The organism is Aeromonas sp. 603607 (assembly GCF_049171595.1).
GTDB lineage: Bacteria > Pseudomonadota > Gammaproteobacteria > Enterobacterales > Aeromonadaceae > Aeromonas > Aeromonas veronii.
This window is the reverse complement of record NZ_JAAKOV010000001.1, coordinates 221,677-241,482: the sequence shown is the minus strand read 5'-3', so window position 1 is coordinate 241,482 and position 19,806 is coordinate 221,677. Positions and strand designations below refer to the sequence as shown.

16 protein-coding genes are annotated in these 19,806 nt (G+C 59.6%); 7 read left to right on the top strand and 9 right to left on the bottom strand.

The genetic code is table 11. The features are described 5' to 3' along the window. Window positions 1-137: 137 nt before the first annotated feature. Complete coding sequence (gene cra, locus G5315_RS01080; RefSeq protein ID WP_421249832.1) at window positions 138-1,124, bottom strand: catabolite repressor/activator; 987 nt, start codon at window positions 1,122-1,124, stop codon at window positions 138-140. A 296-nt stretch (window positions 1,125-1,420) separates the two neighbouring features. Between cra and fruB the strand changes: the two genes are divergently transcribed. The 3 genes from fruB to fruA are packed head-to-tail and all read left to right on the top strand — an operon-like array spanning window position 1,421 to window position 5,231. Beyond that, entirely contained in the window at window positions 1,421-2,521 is a 1,101-nt protein-coding gene (gene fruB / locus G5315_RS01075; RefSeq protein WP_421332139.1) for a fused PTS fructose transporter subunit IIA/HPr protein, read from the top strand. Further along, entirely contained in the window at window positions 2,521-3,510 is a 990-nt protein-coding gene (pfkB, locus tag G5315_RS01070) for a 1-phosphofructokinase (RefSeq protein ID WP_421332138.1), read from the top strand. Before fruB ends, pfkB begins: the two co-directional genes overlap by 1 nt. Continuing rightward, window positions 3,507-5,231, top strand: coding sequence for a PTS fructose transporter subunit IIBC (gene fruA, locus G5315_RS01065; protein WP_421332137.1), 1,725 nt, complete (start codon window positions 3,507-3,509; stop codon window positions 5,229-5,231). Before pfkB ends, fruA begins: the two co-directional genes overlap by 4 nt. A 107-nt stretch (window positions 5,232-5,338) precedes the next feature. Here fruA and G5315_RS01060 read toward each other — a convergent pair whose 3' ends face one another. Beyond that, window positions 5,339-5,590, bottom strand: coding sequence for a DUF1289 domain-containing protein (locus tag G5315_RS01060; protein ID WP_421332135.1), 252 nt, complete (start codon window positions 5,588-5,590; stop codon window positions 5,339-5,341). Window positions 5,591-5,739: 149 nt separating this feature from the next. On the opposite strand from G5315_RS01060, the gene mltA reads away from it, so the two are divergent. Continuing rightward, on the top strand, window positions 5,740-6,891 hold the full coding sequence (mltA, locus tag G5315_RS01055) for a murein transglycosylase A (protein WP_033112478.1): 1,152 nt from the start codon (window positions 5,740-5,742) through the stop codon (window positions 6,889-6,891). A 131-nt stretch (window positions 6,892-7,022) separates the two neighbouring features. On the opposite strand, the gene yfaE is transcribed toward mltA, so the two are convergent. The 5 genes from yfaE to ubiG form a co-directional block, all read right to left on the bottom strand. After that, window positions 7,023-7,343: a class I ribonucleotide reductase maintenance protein YfaE gene (yfaE, locus tag G5315_RS01050; protein ID WP_421332133.1), complete on the bottom strand. Its 321-nt coding sequence runs from the start codon at window positions 7,341-7,343 to the stop codon at window positions 7,023-7,025. After that, a complete protein-coding gene (gene nrdB, locus G5315_RS01045; protein ID WP_019445145.1) occupies window positions 7,340-8,473 on the bottom strand; it encodes a class Ia ribonucleoside-diphosphate reductase subunit beta in 1,134 nt (377 codons plus the stop codon). The genes yfaE and nrdB overlap by 4 nt, the downstream gene beginning before the upstream one ends. Window positions 8,474-8,553: 80 nt before the next feature. Next, window positions 8,554-10,821 (bottom strand): class 1a ribonucleoside-diphosphate reductase subunit alpha, encoded by a 2,268-nt coding sequence (gene nrdA, locus G5315_RS01040; protein WP_041207840.1) that lies wholly within the window; start codon window positions 10,819-10,821, stop codon window positions 8,554-8,556. Window positions 10,822-11,445: 624 nt separating this feature from the next. Next, window positions 11,446-12,141: an HAD family hydrolase gene (locus tag G5315_RS01035; RefSeq protein WP_421332131.1), complete on the bottom strand. Its 696-nt coding sequence runs from the start codon at window positions 12,139-12,141 to the stop codon at window positions 11,446-11,448. After that, a complete protein-coding gene (gene ubiG, locus G5315_RS01030) occupies window positions 12,141-12,857 on the bottom strand; it encodes a bifunctional 2-polyprenyl-6-hydroxyphenol methylase/3-demethylubiquinol 3-O-methyltransferase UbiG (RefSeq protein WP_040065603.1) in 717 nt (238 codons plus the stop codon). Before ubiG ends, G5315_RS01035 begins: the two co-directional genes overlap by 1 nt. A 198-nt stretch (window positions 12,858-13,055) precedes the next feature. On the opposite strand from ubiG, the gene gyrA reads away from it, so the two are divergent. Beyond that, window positions 13,056-15,803: a DNA topoisomerase (ATP-hydrolyzing) subunit A gene (gene gyrA, locus G5315_RS01025; protein ID WP_005352118.1), complete on the top strand. Its 2,748-nt coding sequence runs from the start codon at window positions 13,056-13,058 to the stop codon at window positions 15,801-15,803. A gap of 107 nt (window positions 15,804-15,910) precedes the next feature. Here gyrA and G5315_RS01020 read toward each other — a convergent pair whose 3' ends face one another. After that, window positions 15,911-17,308 carry an alpha-amylase family protein gene (locus G5315_RS01020; protein WP_421332129.1) on the bottom strand — a complete coding sequence of 466 codons (1,398 nt, stop codon included), beginning with the start codon at window positions 17,306-17,308 and terminating at the stop codon, window positions 15,911-15,913. 317 nt (window positions 17,309-17,625) lie between these two features. Here G5315_RS01020 and G5315_RS01015 point away from each other — a divergent pair, with 317 nt between their 5' ends. Continuing rightward, the gene (locus G5315_RS01015; RefSeq protein ID WP_005336695.1) at window positions 17,626-17,781 is read left to right on the top strand and encodes a hypothetical protein; all 156 of its coding nucleotides are present in this window, start codon (window positions 17,626-17,628) and stop codon (window positions 17,779-17,781) included. Between the two features lie 158 nt (window positions 17,782-17,939). Here G5315_RS01015 and G5315_RS01010 read toward each other — a convergent pair whose 3' ends face one another. Continuing rightward, window positions 17,940-18,995: a PA0069 family radical SAM protein gene (locus G5315_RS01010; RefSeq protein WP_337072215.1), complete on the bottom strand. Its 1,056-nt coding sequence runs from the start codon at window positions 18,993-18,995 to the stop codon at window positions 17,940-17,942. Between the two features lie 173 nt (window positions 18,996-19,168). Here G5315_RS01010 and G5315_RS01005 point away from each other — a divergent pair, with 173 nt between their 5' ends. Then, window positions 19,169-19,756 (top strand): tetratricopeptide repeat protein, encoded by a 588-nt coding sequence (locus G5315_RS01005; RefSeq protein ID WP_421250160.1) that lies wholly within the window; start codon window positions 19,169-19,171, stop codon window positions 19,754-19,756. Window positions 19,757-19,806: the final 50 nt, after the last annotated feature.

The following is a 19,806-nucleotide window of genomic DNA, read 5'->3' as shown; positions in this document are numbered from 1 at the left end:
CGGCCAGACGGTAGAGAAAGCAAAGCGGGCGGGTAGGGTTGTGGGGGAAAACAATAAGGCTGCCGATGCCGGCAGCCTTATTGTCATCTGTTCGCTTTACCACCCATTGACAGCAAATCGGGTCTGCTGCGGTCAGGTTAGCGACGGCGCTTGAGGGTGCGGCTCACATAGTGCAGCCCGTTCTGGTAGTCGCCGTTCACCGCCTTGAGTGCCAGCTCCAGCGCCTGGCTCGCCAGCGCGTCGTGCTGCTGGGGCAGGGAGTTGATGCCAAAGGGGAGGAAGTCGAGCAGGCGATCGTCCCCGAAGGTGGCCATGGCAAGCTTGCTCATATCGATCTCTTGCTCCAATAGATAGTCCAGCACCCCCTCCATCAGGATATAGGAAGTAGTGATCAGCGCTTCGGGCAGCTGACCCAGCTGCTGATGCAGATCCTTGATCAGGCGATACCCCTCAAGGCGGGAGAAGTGATCCCCCTCGCACAGGTGGCGAGTCGCGCTATGACTGGCGACCGCCTGCTCGAAACCGGCTTTTCGCTCCTGACTGATCGTGAGTGCTGGCAGCGCGGTGATCAAGGCGATATGGCGTAAGTTCGGGGTGAGCAGGGAGCTGGTGAGATCAAAGCTTGCCTTCTCGTTTTCACTGGCGACGGTGACAAACTTGTCGGCTGCCATCGCCCGGTCGATGGCGAGGATTTGGCTGCCTTGCGCCTGCAATTTACCGTAGAAGGGGTCGTCCGGCGGCAGGCAGCTGGCCACCAGCAGGGCATCCACATGACGGCTCACCAGCATCTGGGCCAGCTCTTTTTCGGTAGCGGGTTCATCTTCAGAGCAGACGATGAGCAGCTGATAGCCCTGCGCCCGCGCTCCCTGCTCCAGCCGCTTGGCCAGCTTGGCGTAACTGGCGTTCTCAAGGTCGGGCAGGATAAAGCCGAGGGTCTTGGTCTGGCCGCCACGCAGGGAGGCGGCGCGGCTGTCCGGCTGATAGTTATGGGCGGTGACAACGGCCATCACCTTGTCGCGGGTGGCCTGACTGATGCGGTATTGGTCGGCCTTGCCATTGATCACATAGCTTGCCGTGGTGCGCGAGACACCGGCGAGGGCGGCGATTTCATCCAGTTTCATCATATTGGCTCTGTTTGAGTTGCAAGGCCCACGGTCACTGCCGGGTGAGGGCACCGAAAAGTGTGCGCGGGATCATATCATTGAAAAGCACTCTTTGTGGGTACTTGATCAATTCGCTGAAACGATTCAGTCTGAGTGTAAGTGAAACGATTCAGCCTGTCAGCAACGAAGAGACCCAGTGGCCTGAAAATCAGGCCCCGATCACAGTGAACCGTGTTCAGGTCTATTGTCAGCTGGCGAGTTATCCGAATGTTCAATTGTGACGTACCGGCGTGGCCGGAACCTGATGGAGAGTCTCTATGTTGAAGTTGGCGCGAGAGCAGATCTTGCTGGGGCAGTCGGTGGCGACCAAGTCGGACGCCATTGCCCTGCTGGCAGGCAAACTGACCGAAGCCGGTCTGGTGGAAGCGGGCTATGTGGATGGGATGCTGGCCCGTGAAGCGCAGCATGCCACCTATCTTGGCAGTGGCATCGCCATTCCCCACGGCACCACCGATACCCGTCATCTGGTGAAGAGCACAGGCGTCATGGTGGCCCAGTTCCCCAATGGTATCGAGTGGGATGAGGGGCAGATCGCCTATGTCGCCATCGGCATCGCCGCCAAGTCCGACGAGCATCTGGGCATTTTGCGCCAGCTCACCCATGTGCTGGGTGACGAGCAGGCGGCAGCTCAGCTCAAAGAGGCCACCGATGCCGACACCATCATCAACATCCTGACTGGCGCCACTGCCGCCAAAGAGGTGCAATACCTGACCCTGGCTGACTTCCCGGCCGATGATCGCGATCAACTGCTGCTGGGAGCAGCCGCCCGCGCCAAATCGGCGGGCTGGGGCGATGCCGCCATGGTGAGCGCGCTGCTGGCAAGCGATCCCGCCTATCTGGGCGAGGGCATCTGGCTGGCCCGGGCGCAAGCGGCCCAGACTGGCTGGGTGTTGGCAACGCCCAGCAGCGAACTTCGCGCAGGGGAGCTGCCGGTCAGCGCCATGCTACTGCTGTGCGCCGCAGATAGCAGCCATCTGCCGCAACTGGAGAATCTGGCCAAACTGGCGGCTGCCGGCCAACTCGCTACGCTGGCGGGCGGCGAGGGACTGGCCATGCTGCAAGCAGGCCCCGCGAGCGGTCTTTCCGAAACCTTCACCATCATCAATCCCCACGGCTTGCACGCTCGTCCCGGCGCCATGCTGGTCAAGGTGGCCAAAGAGTTTGAATCCGACATCCGGGTGGCCAATCTGGATGGCAGCGGCGAAGCGGTTTCCGCCAAGAGCCTGATGAAAGTGATCGGTCTTGGGGTCAAATGCGGGCACCGTCTGGCGTTTCGCGCCGAAGGGGCTGATGCCGAAGCGGCTCTCAAGGGGATCGGTGAGGCCATCGCCGCTGGTCTCGGCGAGGGGGCGCATTAATGAAGATTGTTACCATCACCCTCAATCCGGCCCTTGATCTCACTACTCGCCTCGAGGCGATGAGCCTCGGTGAGGTCAATCTGGTGAGCGAGGCCAACCTGCGTGCCGCAGGCAAGGGGATCAACGTCGCCATGGTGCTCAAGGACTTGGGCCGCGAGGTGGGCGTCACCGGCTGGCTGGGCGCAGACAATGAGCAGAGCTTTGTCTCCCTGTTTGCAGAGCGTGCGCTGGATGATCACTTTGTCCGTGTCGCGGGCAGCACCCGCATCAACGTCAAGATTTCCGAGCAGTCCGGTCGGGTCACCGATCTCAACTTGCCGGGGCTCACCATCCAGCAAGGGGAAGTGTGCGCGCTGGAGCAGGCCATCGACAAATTGGCACCTCACGCCGAGTGGTTCGTGCTGGCGGGCAGCCTGCCCAAAGGGGTGGCCCCCGATTACTGCGCCCATCTGATCCGCCTGCTCAAGGCCAAGGGCAAGCAGGTGATCTTCGATTGCAGCGGTGCGGCGTTAAGCGAAGGGATCAAGGCGGCGCCGACCCTGGTCAAACCCAATCTGGAGGAGCTGAGCCAATGGGCTGGTCGCCCCATCAAGACCCTGAGCGAGCAGGCCGAGTGTGCCCGCGTGCTGCAGGCGAGCGGGATCCCCAACGTGGTGATCTCCAACGGCGCCGATGGCCTCATCTGGTTTGCCCCGGATGCCGTTTGGCAAGCCATTCCACCGCGGATGCAGGTGGTCAGCACGGTTGGTGCTGGCGATTCTCTGGTGGCAGGTCTCGCCCATGGTCTGAGCCTTGGCTGGGCGCCGGAGCAGACCCTGCGGCTGGCCACCGCCGTCTCGGCACTGGCGGTCAGTCAGGTGGCGGTCGGCTTTGACGATATCAATGTGCTCAACCCTTTACTTGAACAGGTGCGCGTAGAGCGTCTGGATGCGCTGGCACCGGTTCCGTGCAATACCCCCTCAATGGAAAACTCAGGAGATGCCCAATGAAAGCAATCTTGGTTACGGCTTGCCCGGCGGGCATTGCCACCAGCTTTCTCGCTGCAAAACGGATAGAACAGCAGGCCAAACTGGCTGGCTGGGAACTCACCCTCGACGTCGGCTCCAGCGTGCAGCCCCGCCAAGTACCGAGCAAGGAGCAGATTGCCGCCGCCGATCTGGTGCTGGTTGTCGCCAGTGCCCCGGTGGATCTCGCCGCCTATGATGGCAAGCGAGTCTATCAGGGCAGCATGGATCTCGCCCTGCAGGATCCGGCCGCCTTGCTGGAAGCAGCCACCAGCGGTGCCAGCGTCTATCGTCATCAAGCCGCTCCCGCAGCAGCTAAACCCGCCGCCGCTGGCAAGCGCATCGTGGCAGTGACAGCGTGCCCGACTGGCGTTGCCCACACCTTTATGTCGGCAGAAGCGCTGGAGACCATGGCCAAACAGCTGGGTTATCAGATCCGCGTCGAGACTCAAGGCTCGGTCGGTGCCCAGAATGCCCTGACTGCCGAGGAGATTGCATCTGCCGATCTGGTATTCCTCGCCACCGATATCGAAGTGGACATGGCGCGCTTTGACGGTAAGCCGGTCTATCGTACCAGCACGGGCGCGGCATTGAAGAAAACCCGCGCCGAACTCGACAAGGCGTGGAACGAGGCGACACTCTATCGCCACAGCGGTGCCAGCCAGCCCAAGAAAGAGGAAAAAGCCGGCCCCTACAAGCACCTGCTGACCGGTGTCTCCTTCATGCTGCCGATGGTGGTGGCGGGTGGCCTTATCATTGCGCTCTCGTTTGTGTTCGGTATCGAAGCGTTCAAGGTGGAAGGCACCCTGGCTGCTGCCCTGATGAAGATCGGTGGCGGCTCTGCCTTTGCCCTGATGATCCCGGTGCTGGCCGGTTACATTGCCTACTCCATCTCTGACCGTCCGGGTCTCGCACCCGGCATGATCGGCGGCATGCTGGCAAGCTCGCTGGGCGCCGGTTTCCTTGGTGGCATCGTGGCTGGTTTCCTGGCCGGTTACAGCGCCAAGTACCTGAGTGACAAGGTGCGCCTGCCGGTGACTCTGGAAGCGCTCAAGCCGATCCTGATCATTCCGCTGTTTGCCAGCCTCTTTACCGGTCTGGTGATGATCTACGTGGTGGGTGGCCCGGTGGCCGGCATCATGAATGCCATGACAACCTTCCTCAACAACATGGGCTCTGCCAACGCCGTGCTGCTGGGTGTCATCATCGGCGCCATGATGTGCTTCGACATGGGCGGCCCGGTCAACAAGGCAGCCTACGCCTTCGGTGTCGGCCTGCTGGCCTCCAAAACCTACGCCCCGATGGCTGCGGTGATGGCCGCCGGCATGGTGCCGGCGCTGGGGATGGGGATCGCCACCTTCCTGGCCCGCACCAAGTTCATCAAGGCGGAGCAGGAAGCGGGCAAGGCCTCCTTCGTGCTGGGTCTGTGTTTTATCTCCGAGGGGGCCATCCCGTTTGCCGCCAAGGATCCGATGCGGGTCATCCCGGCCTGCATGGTCGGCGGCGCCCTGACCGGTGCGCTCTCCATGCTGTTCGGCTGCGAACTGATGGCGCCCCACGGCGGTCTGTTCGTGCTGTTCATCCCGCACGCCATTAGCAACGTCATGATGTATATCGTGGCGATTGCGGCAGGTTCGCTGCTGACCGGTGTTTCCTACGCCATGCTCAAGCGCGGTGAAGAGCAGGCCAAACTGGCCACGGCATAAGCCTCGCCACCCGGCAACACGTCATAACCAAGAGCGGCCTGCGGGCCGCTTTTTGTTTTGCTGGGGAATTGATGAGCTATGAGGAGGATTACTCTGGTAGGCAGAGGTTAAAAATCCCAGCCCGTTTGCTCTGGCTGCTCGGGTTGAGCGCCTTCCTGTGCTTTGCGGCGGGCGGCTTCAACCCGCGCCTTGCGGGCGCGGCATAGACGCATTACATCCTGCTGCTGGGCGGGGGTCATGGCGAGCCAGTTGAAACGCTCTTCGCGGCTGCGCAAACACCCTTTGCAGTAGCCCTTGTTGTTCACTTCGCAGACCCCGATGCAGGGGCTCTGCAGCGGGAAGATCTCGAGCTGTTCCATCCATCACCTCGCACATCCTGTCACCTTGTTATAACCCAGCTGTCACCTTTGGCGAAATCCCTCTTCAAGTGATTGATGTCGTTTGCTTTCCCCCTGCAAATTTGGCATCTTCCCCGCCGAGCATGGCTATTGGCGTTATATGAGGACATATGAATAAACACGCGTACTGGCTGACCGCCGTGGTGCTGGGTCTGGCCGGGTGTGCAGGCAACTCTGAGCAAAATCAGGTGCCCAAAAAACAGACCGACAACAGATGCTTCCTTAACTGCGAGGTGCCGGTAAATCTGGGCAAGCAGTATCTGGACGGCACCTTGCCGGGGGAACTGGTCAGGGTTGAGCGGGTCAATAGCCGTGCGCGAGCCGATTACAGCAAGTTTGGCCCGCAGAGCCGGCTGGTGCTGGAGCGCTCCGGCAAGATGAATCGCCGTTATGGTGAGCTCTACCACAAGCTCTCCCGCTGGGTGGCCAATGGTGGCAACCCTGCCGACATCACCCGTTACGGTATCAGTCTGGCCCAGCTGGGCGGGGCGGATCGGATGGGTAACGTGCTCTTCACCGGCTACTACTCGCCGGTGCTGGAGGTGCGTCGTCGCCCCGATGCCAAGTACAAATATCCTATCTATGCCATGCCCAACTGTGGCAGCCGTTGTCCGACCCGGGCCCAGATCCATCAGGGGGCGCTGGCCAACCGCGGGCTGGAGCTGGGTTACAGCAAATCCCTTATCGACAACTTCCTGATGGATGTGCAGGGTTCCGGCTTTGTGCACTATGGCGATGAGGATCGGCTGCAATATCTGGGCTACAGCGGCAAGAACGGCCACGGTTACGTGAGTATCGGCCGGGTGCTGATCGACCGCGGTGAAGTGCCCAAGGAGCAGATGTCGATGAAGGCCATCAAGGATTGGGCGAGCCGCCAGCCGGAGGAGAGCGTCAAGGAGCTGGTGGAGCAGAACCCCTCCTATGTCTTCTTTGAGCGTCGCCCGACCAACGACGTGATTGGCGCGGCCGGTATTCCGCTGCTGCCGATGGCGGCCGTTGCTGCCGACAAGACCCTGTTGCCGATGGGCACCCCGATCCTCGCGGAAGTGCCGTTGCTCGACAAAGAGGGCAACTGGACCGGCAAACATCAGCTGCGGCTGTTGATTGCGCTGGATGTGGGCGGCGCGGTGAAGAAGGGCCACCTCGACCTCTACCACGGCATGGGCGAGAAGGCCGGTGTCGCAGCGGGTCACTACAAGCACTTCGGCCGGGTCTGGAAGCTGGGTCTGCACCACGGGCCGACTGCCGCGCCCTGGTTGTAATGTCAGTGCTGGCAGGTTGTTCAGCCAGCAGCCCACTTAGGTATCGAGATGGATCTAAAAAAGCCGCCGGAGCAATCCGGCGGCTTTTTGTTTTGTTCTCTTTGGCTGCGCACGAGGTGTGGCAAACGGGATCAGCGTTTCTGGATATCCAGCTTGATGGCGCCGACCGGCTTGCAGCAGCAGGGGAGACACTCCCCCTGGGAGACAAAGGCGAGCGGCACATTGGGGTAGTGCACCTTGCCCGCGATGAGCGGGGTGCGGCAGGCCCCGCAATAGCCGCTGCGGCACTGGAACTCGACCCGATGGCCATGGCGCTCCAGGGTTTCCAGCACGCTCTCGCCGGGATGGGCGTGCAGCACGTCATCCCGGGTATGTACCCGTGGTGCCTGCACCGCCTGCTGTTCGGCAGGCGAGTGCGTGGCAGGGGTCAGCGTGCGGATGGCGTCACTCACAGCTCGAAATCACCCAGATCGTCGGCATTCACTTCGCTATCGATCTGACCCACCAGATAGGAGCTTACCTCCACCTCTTGCGGGGCAACCTGCACGTTGTCGGAGGAGAGCCAGGTGTTGATCCAGGGGATCGGGTTCTGCTTGGTGCCGGCAAAGGCTGGCTGCAGACCGACGGCGGCCATCCGCAGGTTGGTGATGTACTCCACGTACTGGCAGAGGATGTCCTTGTTCAGGCCGATCATGGAGCCGCCCTGGAACAGGTACTCGGCCCACTCTTTCTCCTGAATGGCCGCCTCTTTGAACAGCTCGAAGCAGGCCTGTTCGCACTCGGCTGCGATCTCGGCCATCTCGGGGTCGTCCTGACCGCTGCGCATCAGGTTCAGCATGTGCTGGGTACCGGTCAGGTGCAGTGCCTCATCGCGGGCGATCATTTTGATGATCTTGGCGTTGCCCTCCATCAGCTCGCGCTCGGCGAAGGCAAAGGAGCAGGCGAAGCTGACGTAGAAGCGGATCGCTTCCAGCGCGTTGACGCTCATCAGGCAGAGATAGAGCTTCTTCTTGAGCTCGCGCAATGTAATGGTCACTTCGCGGCCAGCGACGGTGTGGGTCCCTTCACCATGCAGGTTGTAGAGGGCGGTCGCCTCGATCAGGTCGTCGTAGAAGTGGCTGATGGAGCCGGCGCGCTTCAAGATCTGCTCGTTGGTCACGATGTCGTCGAACACCTGGGCGGGGGTGTTGACGATATTGCGGATGATATGGGTGTAGGAGCGAGAGTGGATGGTCTCCGAGAAGGCCCAGGTCTCAATCCAGGTTTCCAGCTCCGGAATGGAGACCAGCGGCAGCAGGGCCACGTTGGGGCTGCGACCCTGAATGGAGTCCAGCAGGGTCTGGTACTTCAGGTTGGAGATGAAGATGTGCTGCTCGTGCGGTGGCAGGGCCTGATAGTCGATGCGATCACGGGAGACATCCACCTCTTCCGGGCGCCAGAAGAAGGAGAGTTGTTTTTCGATCAGCCGCTCGAACACTTCGTGCTTTTGCTGGTCATAACGGGCTACGTTGACCGATTGGCCAAAAAACATCGGCTCTTTGAGCTGGTCGTTTTGGGTTTGGCAGAAAGTTGAATAGGCCATGGTTACCAGAATGTCTGTATGGAGAAAACAGGAGAGCGGGAGCTTGTCGCTCCCGCCCGGTTATCAGTTCTTGCCGTGACTTAGATTTTGCAAGCCCCGCCAGCGCAACCGTCATCTTGCAGATCGGTCTGGGCATCGTCCGCACCATCACGGGTGTTGTGATAGTAGAGGGTCTTGAGGCCGTATTTGTAGGCGGTCAGCAAATCCTTCAGCAGCTGCTTCATCGGCACCTTGTTGCCTTCGAAACGGGCCGGGTCGTAGTTGGTGTTGGCGGAGATAGCCTGATCCACAAACTTCTGCATGATACCGACCAGCTGCAGGTAGCCGTCAACGCTCGGTTGCTTCCAGAGCAGCTCATATTGATCTTTCAGGCGATCATACTCGGGCACCACCTGTTTGAGAATGCCGTCTTTGGAGGCCTTGACCGACACCAGACCACGCGGCGGCTCGATGCCGTTGGTGGCGTTGGAGATCTGGCTGGAGGTCTCGCTCGGCATCAGGGCGGTCAGGGTGGAGTTGCGCAGACCCACGGATTTGATCTCTTCGCGCAGACTTTCCCAATCCAGATGCAGCGGCTCGTTGCACAGCGCATCCAGATCCTTCTTGTAGGTATCGATCGGCAGGATGCCCTGGGCATAGGTGGTCTCGCCAAACAGCGGGCAGGGGCCGAATTCGCGGGCCAGCTGCACGGAGGCTTTCAGCAGGTAGTACTGGATCGCCTCGAAGGTGCGGTGAGTCAGCGCCAGACCGGAGCCATCAGAGTAGCGGGCACCGTTCTTGGCCAGGTAGTAGGCGTAGTTGATGACGCCGATACCCAGAGTACGGCGACCCATGCTGCCACGCTTGGCGGCGGCAATCGGGTAGTCCTGATAGTCGAGCAGGGCATCGAGGGCGCGCACGGCCAGATCCGCCATCTCTTCCAGATCTTCCAGTTTGTCGATGGCACCCAGGTTGAAGGCAGAGAGGGTGCACAGAGCGATCTCGCCGTTCTCGTCGTCGATGTTGTTGAGCGGCTTGGTCGGCAGCGCAATCTCGAGGCAGAGGTTGGACTGGCGTACCGGCGCCACGCTCGGGTCGAACGGGCTGTGGGTGTTGCAGTGATCCACGTTCTGGATGTAGATGCGACCGGTACCGGCACGCTCTTGCATCATCAAGGAGAAGAGGTCTACCGCTTTCAGGGTCTTCTTGCGAATGGCCGGATCCTGCTCGTACTTGACGTAGAGCTCTTCGAACTTGTCCTGATCGGCGAAGAAGGCGTCGTACAGACCCGGCGCATCGGACGGGGAGAACAGTGTGATGTCACCGCCCTTGATGAGGCGCTGGTACATCAGCTTGTTGATCTGCACGCCGTAGTCCATGTGACGAACACGGTTCTCTTCCACGCCGCGGTTGTTCTTCAGCACCAGCAGGCTTTCCACTTCGGTGTGCCACAGCGGGTAGAACAGGGTGGCCGCACCGCCGCGCACGCCGCCCTGGGAGCAGCACTTCACGGCAGTCTGGAAGTATTTGTAGAAGGGGATGCAACCGGTGTGGAACGCTTCGCCACCACGGATGGGGCTGCCAAGACCGCGGATGCGACCGGCGTTGATGCCGATACCGGCGCGCTGGGAAACGTAACGCACGATGGAGCTGGCGGTGGCGTTGATGGAGTCCAGGCTGTCGTCGCACTCGATCAGTACGCAGGAGCTGAACTGACGGGTCGGGGTGCGCACGCCGCTCATGATCGGGGTCGGCAGCGAGATCTTGAAGGTCGAGACCGCATCATAGAAGCGCTTGATGTAGTCCAGACGGGTATCCTTCGGATACTTGGAGAAGAGGCAGGCCGCTACCAGAATGTAGAGGAACTGCGGGCTCTCGTAGATCTCGCCGGTGACGCGGTTTTGTACCAGATACTTGCCTTCCAGCTGCTTGACCGCCGCGTAGGAGAAGTTCATGTCGCGCCAGTGATCCATGTGCGCGTTCAGCTCTTCGAATTCAGCCTGGGTGTAGTCTTCCAGCAGGTGTTTGTCGTACTTGCCCATGTCGACCAGACGAGCCACGTGCTGGTAGAGGTGGGGCGGTTCGAACTGGCCGTAGGCCTTCTTGCGCAGGTGGAAGATGGCCAGACGGGCGGCCATGTACTGGTAGTCAGGGGTCTGCTCGGAGATGAGGTCAGCCGTCGCCTTGATGATGGTTTCGTGAATGTCGGCGGTACGGATACCGTCATAGAACTGGATGTGGGACTTGAGCTCTACCTGGGAGACCGACACGTTGTCGAGCCCTTCGGCGGCCCAGTCCAGCACGCGGTGAATTTTATCCAGATCGATGGGTTCTTTGTGTCCGTTACGCTTCGTCACAAACAAGTTCATTGGCTGATGACCTTCAGTTGATTCCCGAAAAACCATCGCACAATGACACCACCCCTGGCCCCAGCGATGTGCAGGTATTGGGTAGAGATTGTGCGATGAATCACAAGATGTAGTGTTATTTTAAGTTCGAGCTACAAGATAGTGAGGTCAGCCCGCCATTGCAATGTGTGGATAAGTGACGAGCTGTGGATAAATTGTGAGTCTTGCCCCATCAGTTAGTGACCGCTCACAGTGAGCGGGTTTTCATTCGTCCGCTCCGCTAAAAGCAAGTCTCCCGATCGAAGATGGAAAATTTAAATAACTTTTTTTGCTTGCGAAACGGGGGGCTTTTTACTAGCAAACGGCGGCTGATTATCCCTTATGCAACAAGGGTCAAAAGCTGTCCAGTTGTCGCAGCCGCGGGCTCAGCGTGGCAAGGGCTTTGCATCAGATGACGGTGGTTTGTGGCCGCTTTGTGACGGTTGTGCGCGTGTCAAATGGGTATCAAATAGACTGTAAGCTGCCTTTATTATCCATGAATAGACGAGTGATGGTGGCGCAGGACGCAGGAGCGTAAAGGAAGAGATGCAAGAGGCGGAGAGTCTCTTCGCCCCGTTATCGCATATCAGCCGGTAAGGCTGTGCGTTACACCTTGGCCGTCAACTCATAGCGCAGCCAGTGGTGCAGGGCTTGCACGGTATCAAAGTGCAGATCGGCGTCCCACTGGGCGGGATCTTCCTCATCATTGAGATAGCCCCAGCCAGCGACAGCCGTACGCATGCCAGCATTGCGGCCCGCTTCGATATCCCGCACATGATCCCCCACATAGAGGCAGTGAGCCGCCTCGACCCCCAGCTTCTCACAGGCAAAGAACATGGGGGCGGGGTCGGGCTTGCGTACCGGCAGGGTATCGGCACTGACAGTGACGCCGCAGCTGGCGAGCTGTGGCAGGGCCGCCAGCAGCGGCTCGGTGAGAAAGCCCGGCTTGTTGGTGACGATGCCCCAGGGGAGCTGTTTCTCGTCGAGCCACTCGATAAGATCCACCATTCCCTCATAGGGACGGGTACCGACGCAGAGATTGGCCGCGTAGTAGTCGAGCAGGGCATTGCGCAGGCGGGTGGCCCCCAGCTCTTCAAGCAGTTCGTCGCCGAGGCCCGCTTTCAGCAGTCCGAGCGCCCCGTGGGAGGTGGTCTGACGAATAACGTCGTCAGAGAGCGGCGCAAAACCTTCGTTGATCAGCACGTGGTTGACTGCGGCCCCCAGATCCGGGGCTGTGTCGAGCAGGGTACCATCCAGATCGAACAGCACACCGCGCAGGGGCAGAGGGTGAGAGGCGCTCATCAACCGTGCTCCGGGCGGACAAACTCCACCATATAGTTGACGTCGACATTCTTGCCGAGCTTGAACTGGTTGGTGAGGGGGGCGTAGTGGACGCCGCTCATGTCCCGAACCAGCAGGCCAGCCGCTTCACCCATGCGACACAGTTCGGCCGGGGTGATGAATTTTTTGTGATCGTGGGTACCCTTGGGCACCATCTTCATCAGGTATTCGGCCCCGATGATCATCATCAGATAGGATTTGGGGTTGCGGTTGATGGTGGAGACGAACACCCGGCCGCCCGGGCGCACCAAGGTGGCGATGGCGCGCAACACGGAGGCGGGGTCCGGCACATGCTCCAGCATCTCCATGCAGGTGACCACGTCATACTGGCCCGGTACTTCGGCGGCATGGGCTTCGGCGGTGATCTGGCGGTACTCGAGCTCGACACCCTGCTCCAGGGCGTGCAAGCGGGCGACGCCGAGGGGCTCCTTGCCCATATCGATGCCGGTGACCTTGGCACCACGGCGGGCCATGCTCTCGGAGAGAATGCCGCCACCACATCCGATATCGAGCATGCGTTTGCCAAACAGACCGCCACTTTTGTCGGTGATCCAGTCAAGGCGTACCGGATTGATTTGATGCAGGGGTTTGAATTCACCTTCCATGTCCCACCAGCGGGAGGCGATAGCTTCAAACTTGGCGATTTCTGTCAGATCGACATTGGCATCACTGTTCATTTTTCGAAGATCCTGTGGCAGGGCGCCCGCTTCTGAGTCATGGGCGCAATCTATTGTCCTGGCGGGCATTATAACGGACGGACTTTGTCACACCAGCCCGATCTGATACCCGATTTGTGGCTTAAGGTATTTGGCTCAGTGTGTTACCATGTCGCGCTGTTTAAGCCAAAGAACAACTAATTAGGGATAAGGCTTTCTATGAGCGATCTGGCCAGAGAGATCACGCCGGTCAACATCGAAGAAGAGCTCAAGAGTTCCTATCTTGATTACGCCATGAGCGTGATCGTAGGACGAGCTCTGCCGGATGTGCGTGATGGCTTGAAACCGGTTCACCGCCGCGTTCTGTTTGCTATGAACGAGTTGGGGAACGACTGGAACAAGCCCTATAAAAAATCGGCCCGTGTGGTCGGTGACGTAATCGGTAAATATCACCCGCACGGCGATAGCGCTGTGTATGACACCATTGTCCGGATGGCGCAGGATTTCTCCATGCGTTACATGCTGGTCGATGGTCAGGGCAACTTCGGTTCAGTCGACGGCGACAGCGCCGCGGCGATGCGTTATACCGAAGTGCGGATGGCCCGCATCTCCCACGAGCTGCTGGCTGATCTCGACAAAGAGACCGTGGACTGGGTGCCGAACTATGACGGCACCGAGATGATCCCGGCGGTCATGCCTACCAAGGTTCCCAACCTGCTGGTCAACGGCTCCTCCGGTATCGCGGTGGGCATGGCGACCAACATTCCGCCTCACAACCTCACCGAGATTGTCAATGGCTGTCTGGCGCTGATCGAAAACGGCGACCTCACCATTGACGAGCTGATGACCTACATCACCGGCCCGGATTTTCCCACCGGCGGCATTATCAACGGTCGTTCCGGCATCGTGCAGGCGTACCGTACCGGTCGTGGCTCCATCTATGTGCGGGCCAAAGCTGAAGTGGAAGTGGACGAGAAGACCAGTCGCGAGACCATCATCGTTCACGAGATCCCCTATCAGGTGAACAAGGCTCGACTGATCGAGAAGATCGCCGAGCTGGTCAAAGAGAAGAAAATCGAGGGCATCAGTGCCCTGCGCGATGAGTCTGACAAAGACGGCATGCGCATCGTCATCGAGATCAAGCGCGGCGAGTCCGGCGAGATTGTGCTGAACAATCTCTACAAGCACACCCAGATGCAGACCACGTTCGGCATCAACATGGTGGCGCTCGATAACAACCAGCCCAAGGTGATGAACCTTAAAGAGATCCTGGATGCGTTCCTGCTGCACCGCCGTGAAGTGGTGACTCGCCGGACCGTGTTCGAACTGCGCAAGGCGCGGGATCGGGCACACATTTTGGAAGGTCTGGCGGTTGCGCTGGCCAACATTGATCCCATCATCGAGCTGATCCGCCACAGCGCGACCCCGGCCGACGCGAAAGCGGGTCTGGTTGCCAAGGGCTGGGAACTCGGCAACGTGGCCGCCATGCTGGAAAAAGCGGGCGACGACGCGGCACGGCCAGAGTGGCTGGAGCCTGAGTTTGGTATCCGTGAAGGTCAATACTTCCTGACCGAACAGCAAGCCCAGGCCATCCTTGACCTGCGTCTGCACAAGCTGACCGGCCTCGAGCACGAGAAGATCCTGGAAGAGTACCAATCTCTGCTGGATCTGATCGCCGAGCTGCTGCACATCCTGGCGAGCCCGGCTCGTCTGATGGAAGTGATCCGCGATGAACTGCTGGCCGTGCGTGAGCAGTATGGTGACGAGCGTCGCACCGAGATCAGCATGTCCAGTGCCGAGATCAACATCGAAGATCTGATCACCCCGGAAGATGTGGTGGTTACTCTGTCTCACCAGGGCTATGTGAAGTATCAGCCGCTCTCCGACTATGAGGCCCAGCGCCGCGGTGGTCGTGGCAAGTCGGCCACCCGGATCAAGGAGGAGGACTTTGTGGAGCGTCTGCTGGTGGCCAACACCCACGACACCATTTTGTGCTTCTCCACCCGTGGCAAGGTCTACTGGCTCAAGGTTTACCAGCTACCGGAAGCGTCCCGTGGCGCCCGTGGTCGTCCGATCATCAACCTGCTGCCGCTGGAAGAGGGTGAGCGTATCACCGCTATCCTGCCGGTGAAGGAATATGACGCCGAGAAGTATGTCTTCTTCGCCACCGCCAACGGTACCGTGAAGAAGACCAGTCTCTCTGACTTCAGCCGTCCGCTCTCCTCCGGTATCCGCGCCATCAACCTCAAAGAGGGCGATGAGCTGATCGGGGTGGATATCACCGACGGCAGCAACGAGATCATGCTCTTCTCCGACGCGGGCAAAGTCGTTCGCTTCGCGGAAGGCAGCGGTCGCGCTGATGCCGATGTCAGCGATGACGTTGAAACCGACGACGATGCCGGCAATGACGATGATGGCAGCGACAACGGCGAAGGCACCGAAAGCAAGGGCACCTTCAAGGGCGTGCGTCCGATGGGTCGTACCGCGGCCGGTGTGCGCGGCATCAAGCTGGGCGCCGGTGACAAGGTGGTTTCCCTCATCGTTCCGCGCGGCGAAGGTGCCATCCTCACCGCCACCGAGAACGGTTACGGCAAGCGGACTGCGTTGGCCGAGTACCCGACCAAGAGCCGTGGTACCCAGGGCGTTATCTCCATCAAGGTGGATGAGCGTAATGGCAAGGTGATCGATGCGATCCAGGTCGAAGATACCGACCAGATCATGCTGATCACCAACGGCGGCACCCTGGTGCGTACCCGTGTTGCCGAGGTGAGCGTCATTGGCCGTAACACCGGCGGTGTCCGTCTGATCCGTACCGGTGAAGACGAGACCGTGGTGGGCCTGCAGCGCATCGCCGAGAGCGACGAAGACGAGAACGACGCGCTGGCCGTTGACGGTGAGGTATCTGAAGGTACCGATACCGCGACCGGCACTGATGCAGTCGATGCAGGGGAAGCGGGCGACGAGTAATCGTCATCTGTTACCCGAGCAACGTCTCTGATCAAAAAGAGCGACCTTGGTGGTCGCTCTTTTTATTTGTCTGCTTTTTATGACTCTCCGCTGCTCTTACGGCTGGATCACTCCTGCAGCCACATTCTGGCGCTGCGGGCGGGAATGGCGACCCGTACCCACTGGCTCTGCACGTTGACTACGGCCCCTTGGTCGAGCACGTCCCGATAGTTGCGATACCAGTTCATCTCGAACCTGGCGGTATCGAGCCAATACTCCTGCTCGTAGTCGCACTTGTTGATGCCGACCAGCCCCTGTTTGCCCCGTTTGAACAGCACGAAGCAGTCACCGCTGCCGATCAACTGCATGGGTTGACCCTGCACCGCATTGTGGAAGCGGATCATTCCCTTGAGATCGGCGCGCTGGTAGTAATCCTGCCAGCGCAGTCCATCCTTGGCCTGGGTCTCGCCGTGATCCGAATAGACCAGTGGAGAGCCACCATCGCGGCCGAGCAGATAGGCATAGGCCAGCTTCTCATCAGTCTGGCTTAAGATCTGATAGCGGAAGCCGTCGTTGGTGGGAATGTCGTGGGTCACGGCAAAGGTGACGGCGCGACTGCCCGGTAGTGCCTGACCGTAGGCGCCCGGATCCGCCAGCAGGTTCATGCTGCCGCCATACCCCAGCGCGCCACGCAGGGAGGCAAAGAGCGGAAAGTCATAGGCTCCCTGACCGCTACTGTCGAGGTAGGGTTGGAGAAAGCGCTCGTAATCGGTGCTGCCTGCGCCCCCAGTGGTGATCACCTCGCCAAACACGTGCATCCCCTGTTTGATTTCGGGGGTGAACACGGCATTGATCTGGTAATCGCTCATGTGTTTGACCGCATCGACCCGAAAACCCTTGATCCCCATCCCCTTGAGCGCCTTGAGATAAGCCTGTTGCTGGCTGACTACCCAGTTGTTGGGATCCAAGTCCGGCAGCCCCTTGTCACCGGCACCGCCACAGAGTCGCCAATACTGGACATGACCAGGATCGCTCCAGTCGCTGATGCACCCTTCGGGATGAAAATCCTGACCGGAGAGGAAGTTTTGCCCGAGATCGCCAAACAGTTTCTGGCGCTCGAAATAGGCCGGGTTGCTGGCGTAGCTTTGCAGCAGGTCGTTGCCGGGATAGTTGAGATCGCTGCGTTTCCAGCTTTCGTTGGCCATGTGGTTGAGCACCACATCGGCATAGACGGCGATGCCCCGCGCTTTCATGGCGGCGATCAGCTGCTCGAGATCCTGTTTGTTGCCAAGGGGTGAGTCGACAAGACGCAGATCCTGCGGCTGGTAACGGGCCCACCATTCGTTGCCGGAGGACTTGAGAGGTGGCGAGATGAGTACCTGTTTGTAACCGGCTGACTTGATAAGGTCGGCTTTGGCGGTCACTTCACTGTACTTCCAGTTGAAGGCGTGCAGTATGACGTCGGCGTGCGCCAAGGGGGCGATCAGCATGCCTGTGATCGCCCATATTCCCGCTGTGTGTTTCATTATTGTGTCCCTGTTTTTATAGATGCCTGAATGGGCAACCCAGCTTTGGCGGGAACAGGATGTGCTGCAATTCACAACCTGCAGATTTGTGACCGCTTTCAGGATGATTTCGCCGAATATGTGAACTGTTTCGGCTTTTCCTCGCCACCGCCAGTTGCCTTTTTACAAGTGATTTTTTTGTCATTTCCCTGTCATTCCCCTGTCATTCCCCTGTCATTCCCCTGTCATTCCCCTGTCATTCCCCTGTCATTCCCAGTCGCTATCCTGCCGGGCGAGTGGTGCGTTGTTGCCATCACCTTCACCCTCAGGAGCTGCATATGACCAGTTGGATCACGTGGGAAATTTGGTGGAGCCGGGTATGGGGCGAGTCAGAGGTGCCGCAATATGAAGAGGATGAGCACGAAGTGGCTCATGAACCCTCGCGACTACCGGTTGAAATGGTGCAACAGGGGCGGGATCAGCGCGCAGGTTAAGGCGTTAGCCCTCTCTTTACCGGATAGCGCTTTCTTGTCGTGACATGGCTACTTCGTTGGAAAATTCTGAAAAGCGGGATTTCCACGGGATGTGTTGCGCCATATCTTCCTCTCAAGCTCTTGGCACGCCTGATGTGTGAAGGGCGTGAGCAGGGGGATTAGAAGAGCGACAGCTGCTCCCCGGGGCGGATAAACCCATCCAGCCTGAGCTGAATATGACGTTTGCCCAGATCGAGGCGCTTGCTGATGAGGCGAAAGCGCTGGGCCAGCAGATCGGCAAAATGCCCCTCACCGCGCATGCGGGTACCGAAGGCGGTACTGTTGAGCCCGCCACCGCGGCTGGCTCGCAACTGATTCAAAATAGCCTCCTTCTGGCCCGGATAGTGGGTATCGAGCCAGTCCCCAAATAGCGGCGCCAACTCGTGGGGCAGCCGCAGCAGGATGTAATCGGCGCAGCTGGCGCCCGCCTCGGCCGCCGATTTGATGATCTGCTCCAGCTCCGGCTCATTGAGCCGCGGGATCATGGGGGCGGCCAATACCCCCACCTGTACGCCAGCGTTGGCCAGCTTCTCGATCACTTTCAAGCGGCCGGCGCCCGTGCTGGCGCGGGGCTCCAGCTGTCGGCGCAGGGTTTCGTTCAAGGTCGTCACCGACACCATCACCTGACACAGTCCCTCTCTGGCCAGCTCGGTCAACAGATCGAGGTCGCGCAAGATCATGGCGCTCTTGGTAATGAGCCCGACCGGGTGGCGGTGGGCCAGCATCACTTCCAGCAACTGCCGGGTCAGGCGATAGCGCTGTTCGATGGGTTGATAGGGATCGGTATTGGCGCCAATGACGATGGTCTGTGGCTGATAGGCAGGTTTGGCAAACTCCCGGCGCAGCAGGTCGGCTGCATTGCGTTTGGCAAACAGCTTGCTCTCGAAATCGAGGCCGGGGGAGAGCTCCAGATAGGCATGGCTGGGTCTGGCATAGCAGTAGATGCAGCCGTGTTCGCATCCCTGATAGGGGTTGATGGAGCGACCAAAGGGGACATCCGGTGAGCTGTTGTAGCTGATGATGCTGCGTGCACCGATCTCCCGCACCTCGGTGCCAGGCACAGAGGGGGTGAAGGCGGCATCCCAATCGGACGATTGCCAGCCGTCATCGACCGCCTCGACAAGGGGACCGCTAAAACGGTGATCGATATTGTAGGGGCTGCCTCGTCCTGCCATGGTGTGCACCGACACTGTTCATACATACAGTTATTTTGCCGGTGCCCCGGATAAATGACAACAACTGCTGATCGACCGGGTGCAAAAAGGGTTGTCGCTGGGATCTCTTGCTTGATCGCGGCGCTACATTTCGTTTACATAGACGAAATGAGAATTGGATCACGGAAATCATCATGAGCCCCACCACTTCCCGTTGGCTGTTTATCTGTCTGCTTGCGCTGGTTATCTGGCGTCTGCTTCCGCTCTCCACCGAGCAGGAGATGGCTGCCGCCAACCGTGCCTGGCGCACCGGTCACTTCGATGAGGCGACCCGGATCTGGTCGCCACTGGCGGCGCAAGGGCAACCTAGGGCGCAAGCCTTGATGGGCTGGAGCCATGAGGTAGGGCAGGGGAGCGAGCAGGATATCCATCAGGCCATCAGCCTCTATCGCCAGTCGGCGCAGGCAGGTGATCCCTTCGGCCAATACCGGCTGGCAGAGCTCTATCTGCGCGGTGTCGGGGTCAAGCGTGATCTGCGCCAAGCCTTTCACTGGATGGATCAGGCTGCCCGTAATGGTGATGTCCCGGCCATGCTGAAAGTCGGCGTCCTTCATCTGACGGGGGTCAGCGGCAGGGTCGATTTGCCTCAGGCGAAACAGTGGCTCTATCAGGCGGCACAAAAGGGTAACAAGCTGGCGCTTCAGGTGCTGCAAGAGCTGGCGCTGGCCGAGGAGGGGAGCAGTGACTTTGACTTCAACTGGCAATCCCTGCTTGGTGAATAGTCGGTAGGCGACTCATTTGACTGTAGAAAATATCTGCAAATCCGATACAG

What these genes read in the sequence shown, in the direction of transcription:
- cra (WP_421249832.1), bottom strand. Translation starts at nt 1,124, where the DNA reads ATGATGAAACTGGATGAAATCGCCGCCCTCGCCGGTGTCTCGCGCACC.
- fruB (WP_421332139.1), top strand. Translation starts at nt 1,421, where the DNA reads ATGTTGAAGTTGGCGCGAGAGCAGATCTTGCTGGGGCAGTCGGTGGCG.
- pfkB (WP_421332138.1), top strand. Translation starts at nt 2,521, where the DNA reads ATGAAGATTGTTACCATCACCCTCAATCCGGCCCTTGATCTCACTACT.
- fruA (WP_421332137.1), top strand. Translation starts at nt 3,507, where the DNA reads ATGAAAGCAATCTTGGTTACGGCTTGCCCGGCGGGCATTGCCACCAGC.
- G5315_RS01060 (WP_421332135.1), bottom strand. Translation starts at nt 5,590, where the DNA reads ATGGAACAGCTCGAGATCTTCCCGCTGCAGAGCCCCTGCATCGGGGTC.
- mltA (WP_033112478.1), top strand. Translation starts at nt 5,740, where the DNA reads ATGAATAAACACGCGTACTGGCTGACCGCCGTGGTGCTGGGTCTGGCC.
- nrdB (WP_019445145.1), bottom strand. Translation starts at nt 8,473, where the DNA reads ATGGCCTATTCAACTTTCTGCCAAACCCAAAACGACCAGCTCAAAGAG.
- nrdA (WP_041207840.1), bottom strand. Translation starts at nt 10,821, where the DNA reads ATGAACTTGTTTGTGACGAAGCGTAACGGACACAAAGAACCCATCGAT.
- G5315_RS01035 (WP_421332131.1), bottom strand. Translation starts at nt 12,141, where the DNA reads ATGAGCGCCTCTCACCCTCTGCCCCTGCGCGGTGTGCTGTTCGATCTG.
- ubiG (WP_040065603.1), bottom strand. Translation starts at nt 12,857, where the DNA reads ATGAACAGTGATGCCAATGTCGATCTGACAGAAATCGCCAAGTTTGAA.
- gyrA (WP_005352118.1), top strand. Translation starts at nt 13,056, where the DNA reads ATGAGCGATCTGGCCAGAGAGATCACGCCGGTCAACATCGAAGAAGAG.
- G5315_RS01020 (WP_421332129.1), bottom strand. Translation starts at nt 17,308, where the DNA reads ATGAAACACACAGCGGGAATATGGGCGATCACAGGCATGCTGATCGCC.
- G5315_RS01015 (WP_005336695.1), top strand. Translation starts at nt 17,626, where the DNA reads ATGACCAGTTGGATCACGTGGGAAATTTGGTGGAGCCGGGTATGGGGC.
- G5315_RS01010 (WP_337072215.1), bottom strand. Translation starts at nt 18,995, where the DNA reads ATGGCAGGACGAGGCAGCCCCTACAATATCGATCACCGTTTTAGCGGT.
- G5315_RS01005 (WP_421250160.1), top strand. Translation starts at nt 19,169, where the DNA reads ATGAGCCCCACCACTTCCCGTTGGCTGTTTATCTGTCTGCTTGCGCTG.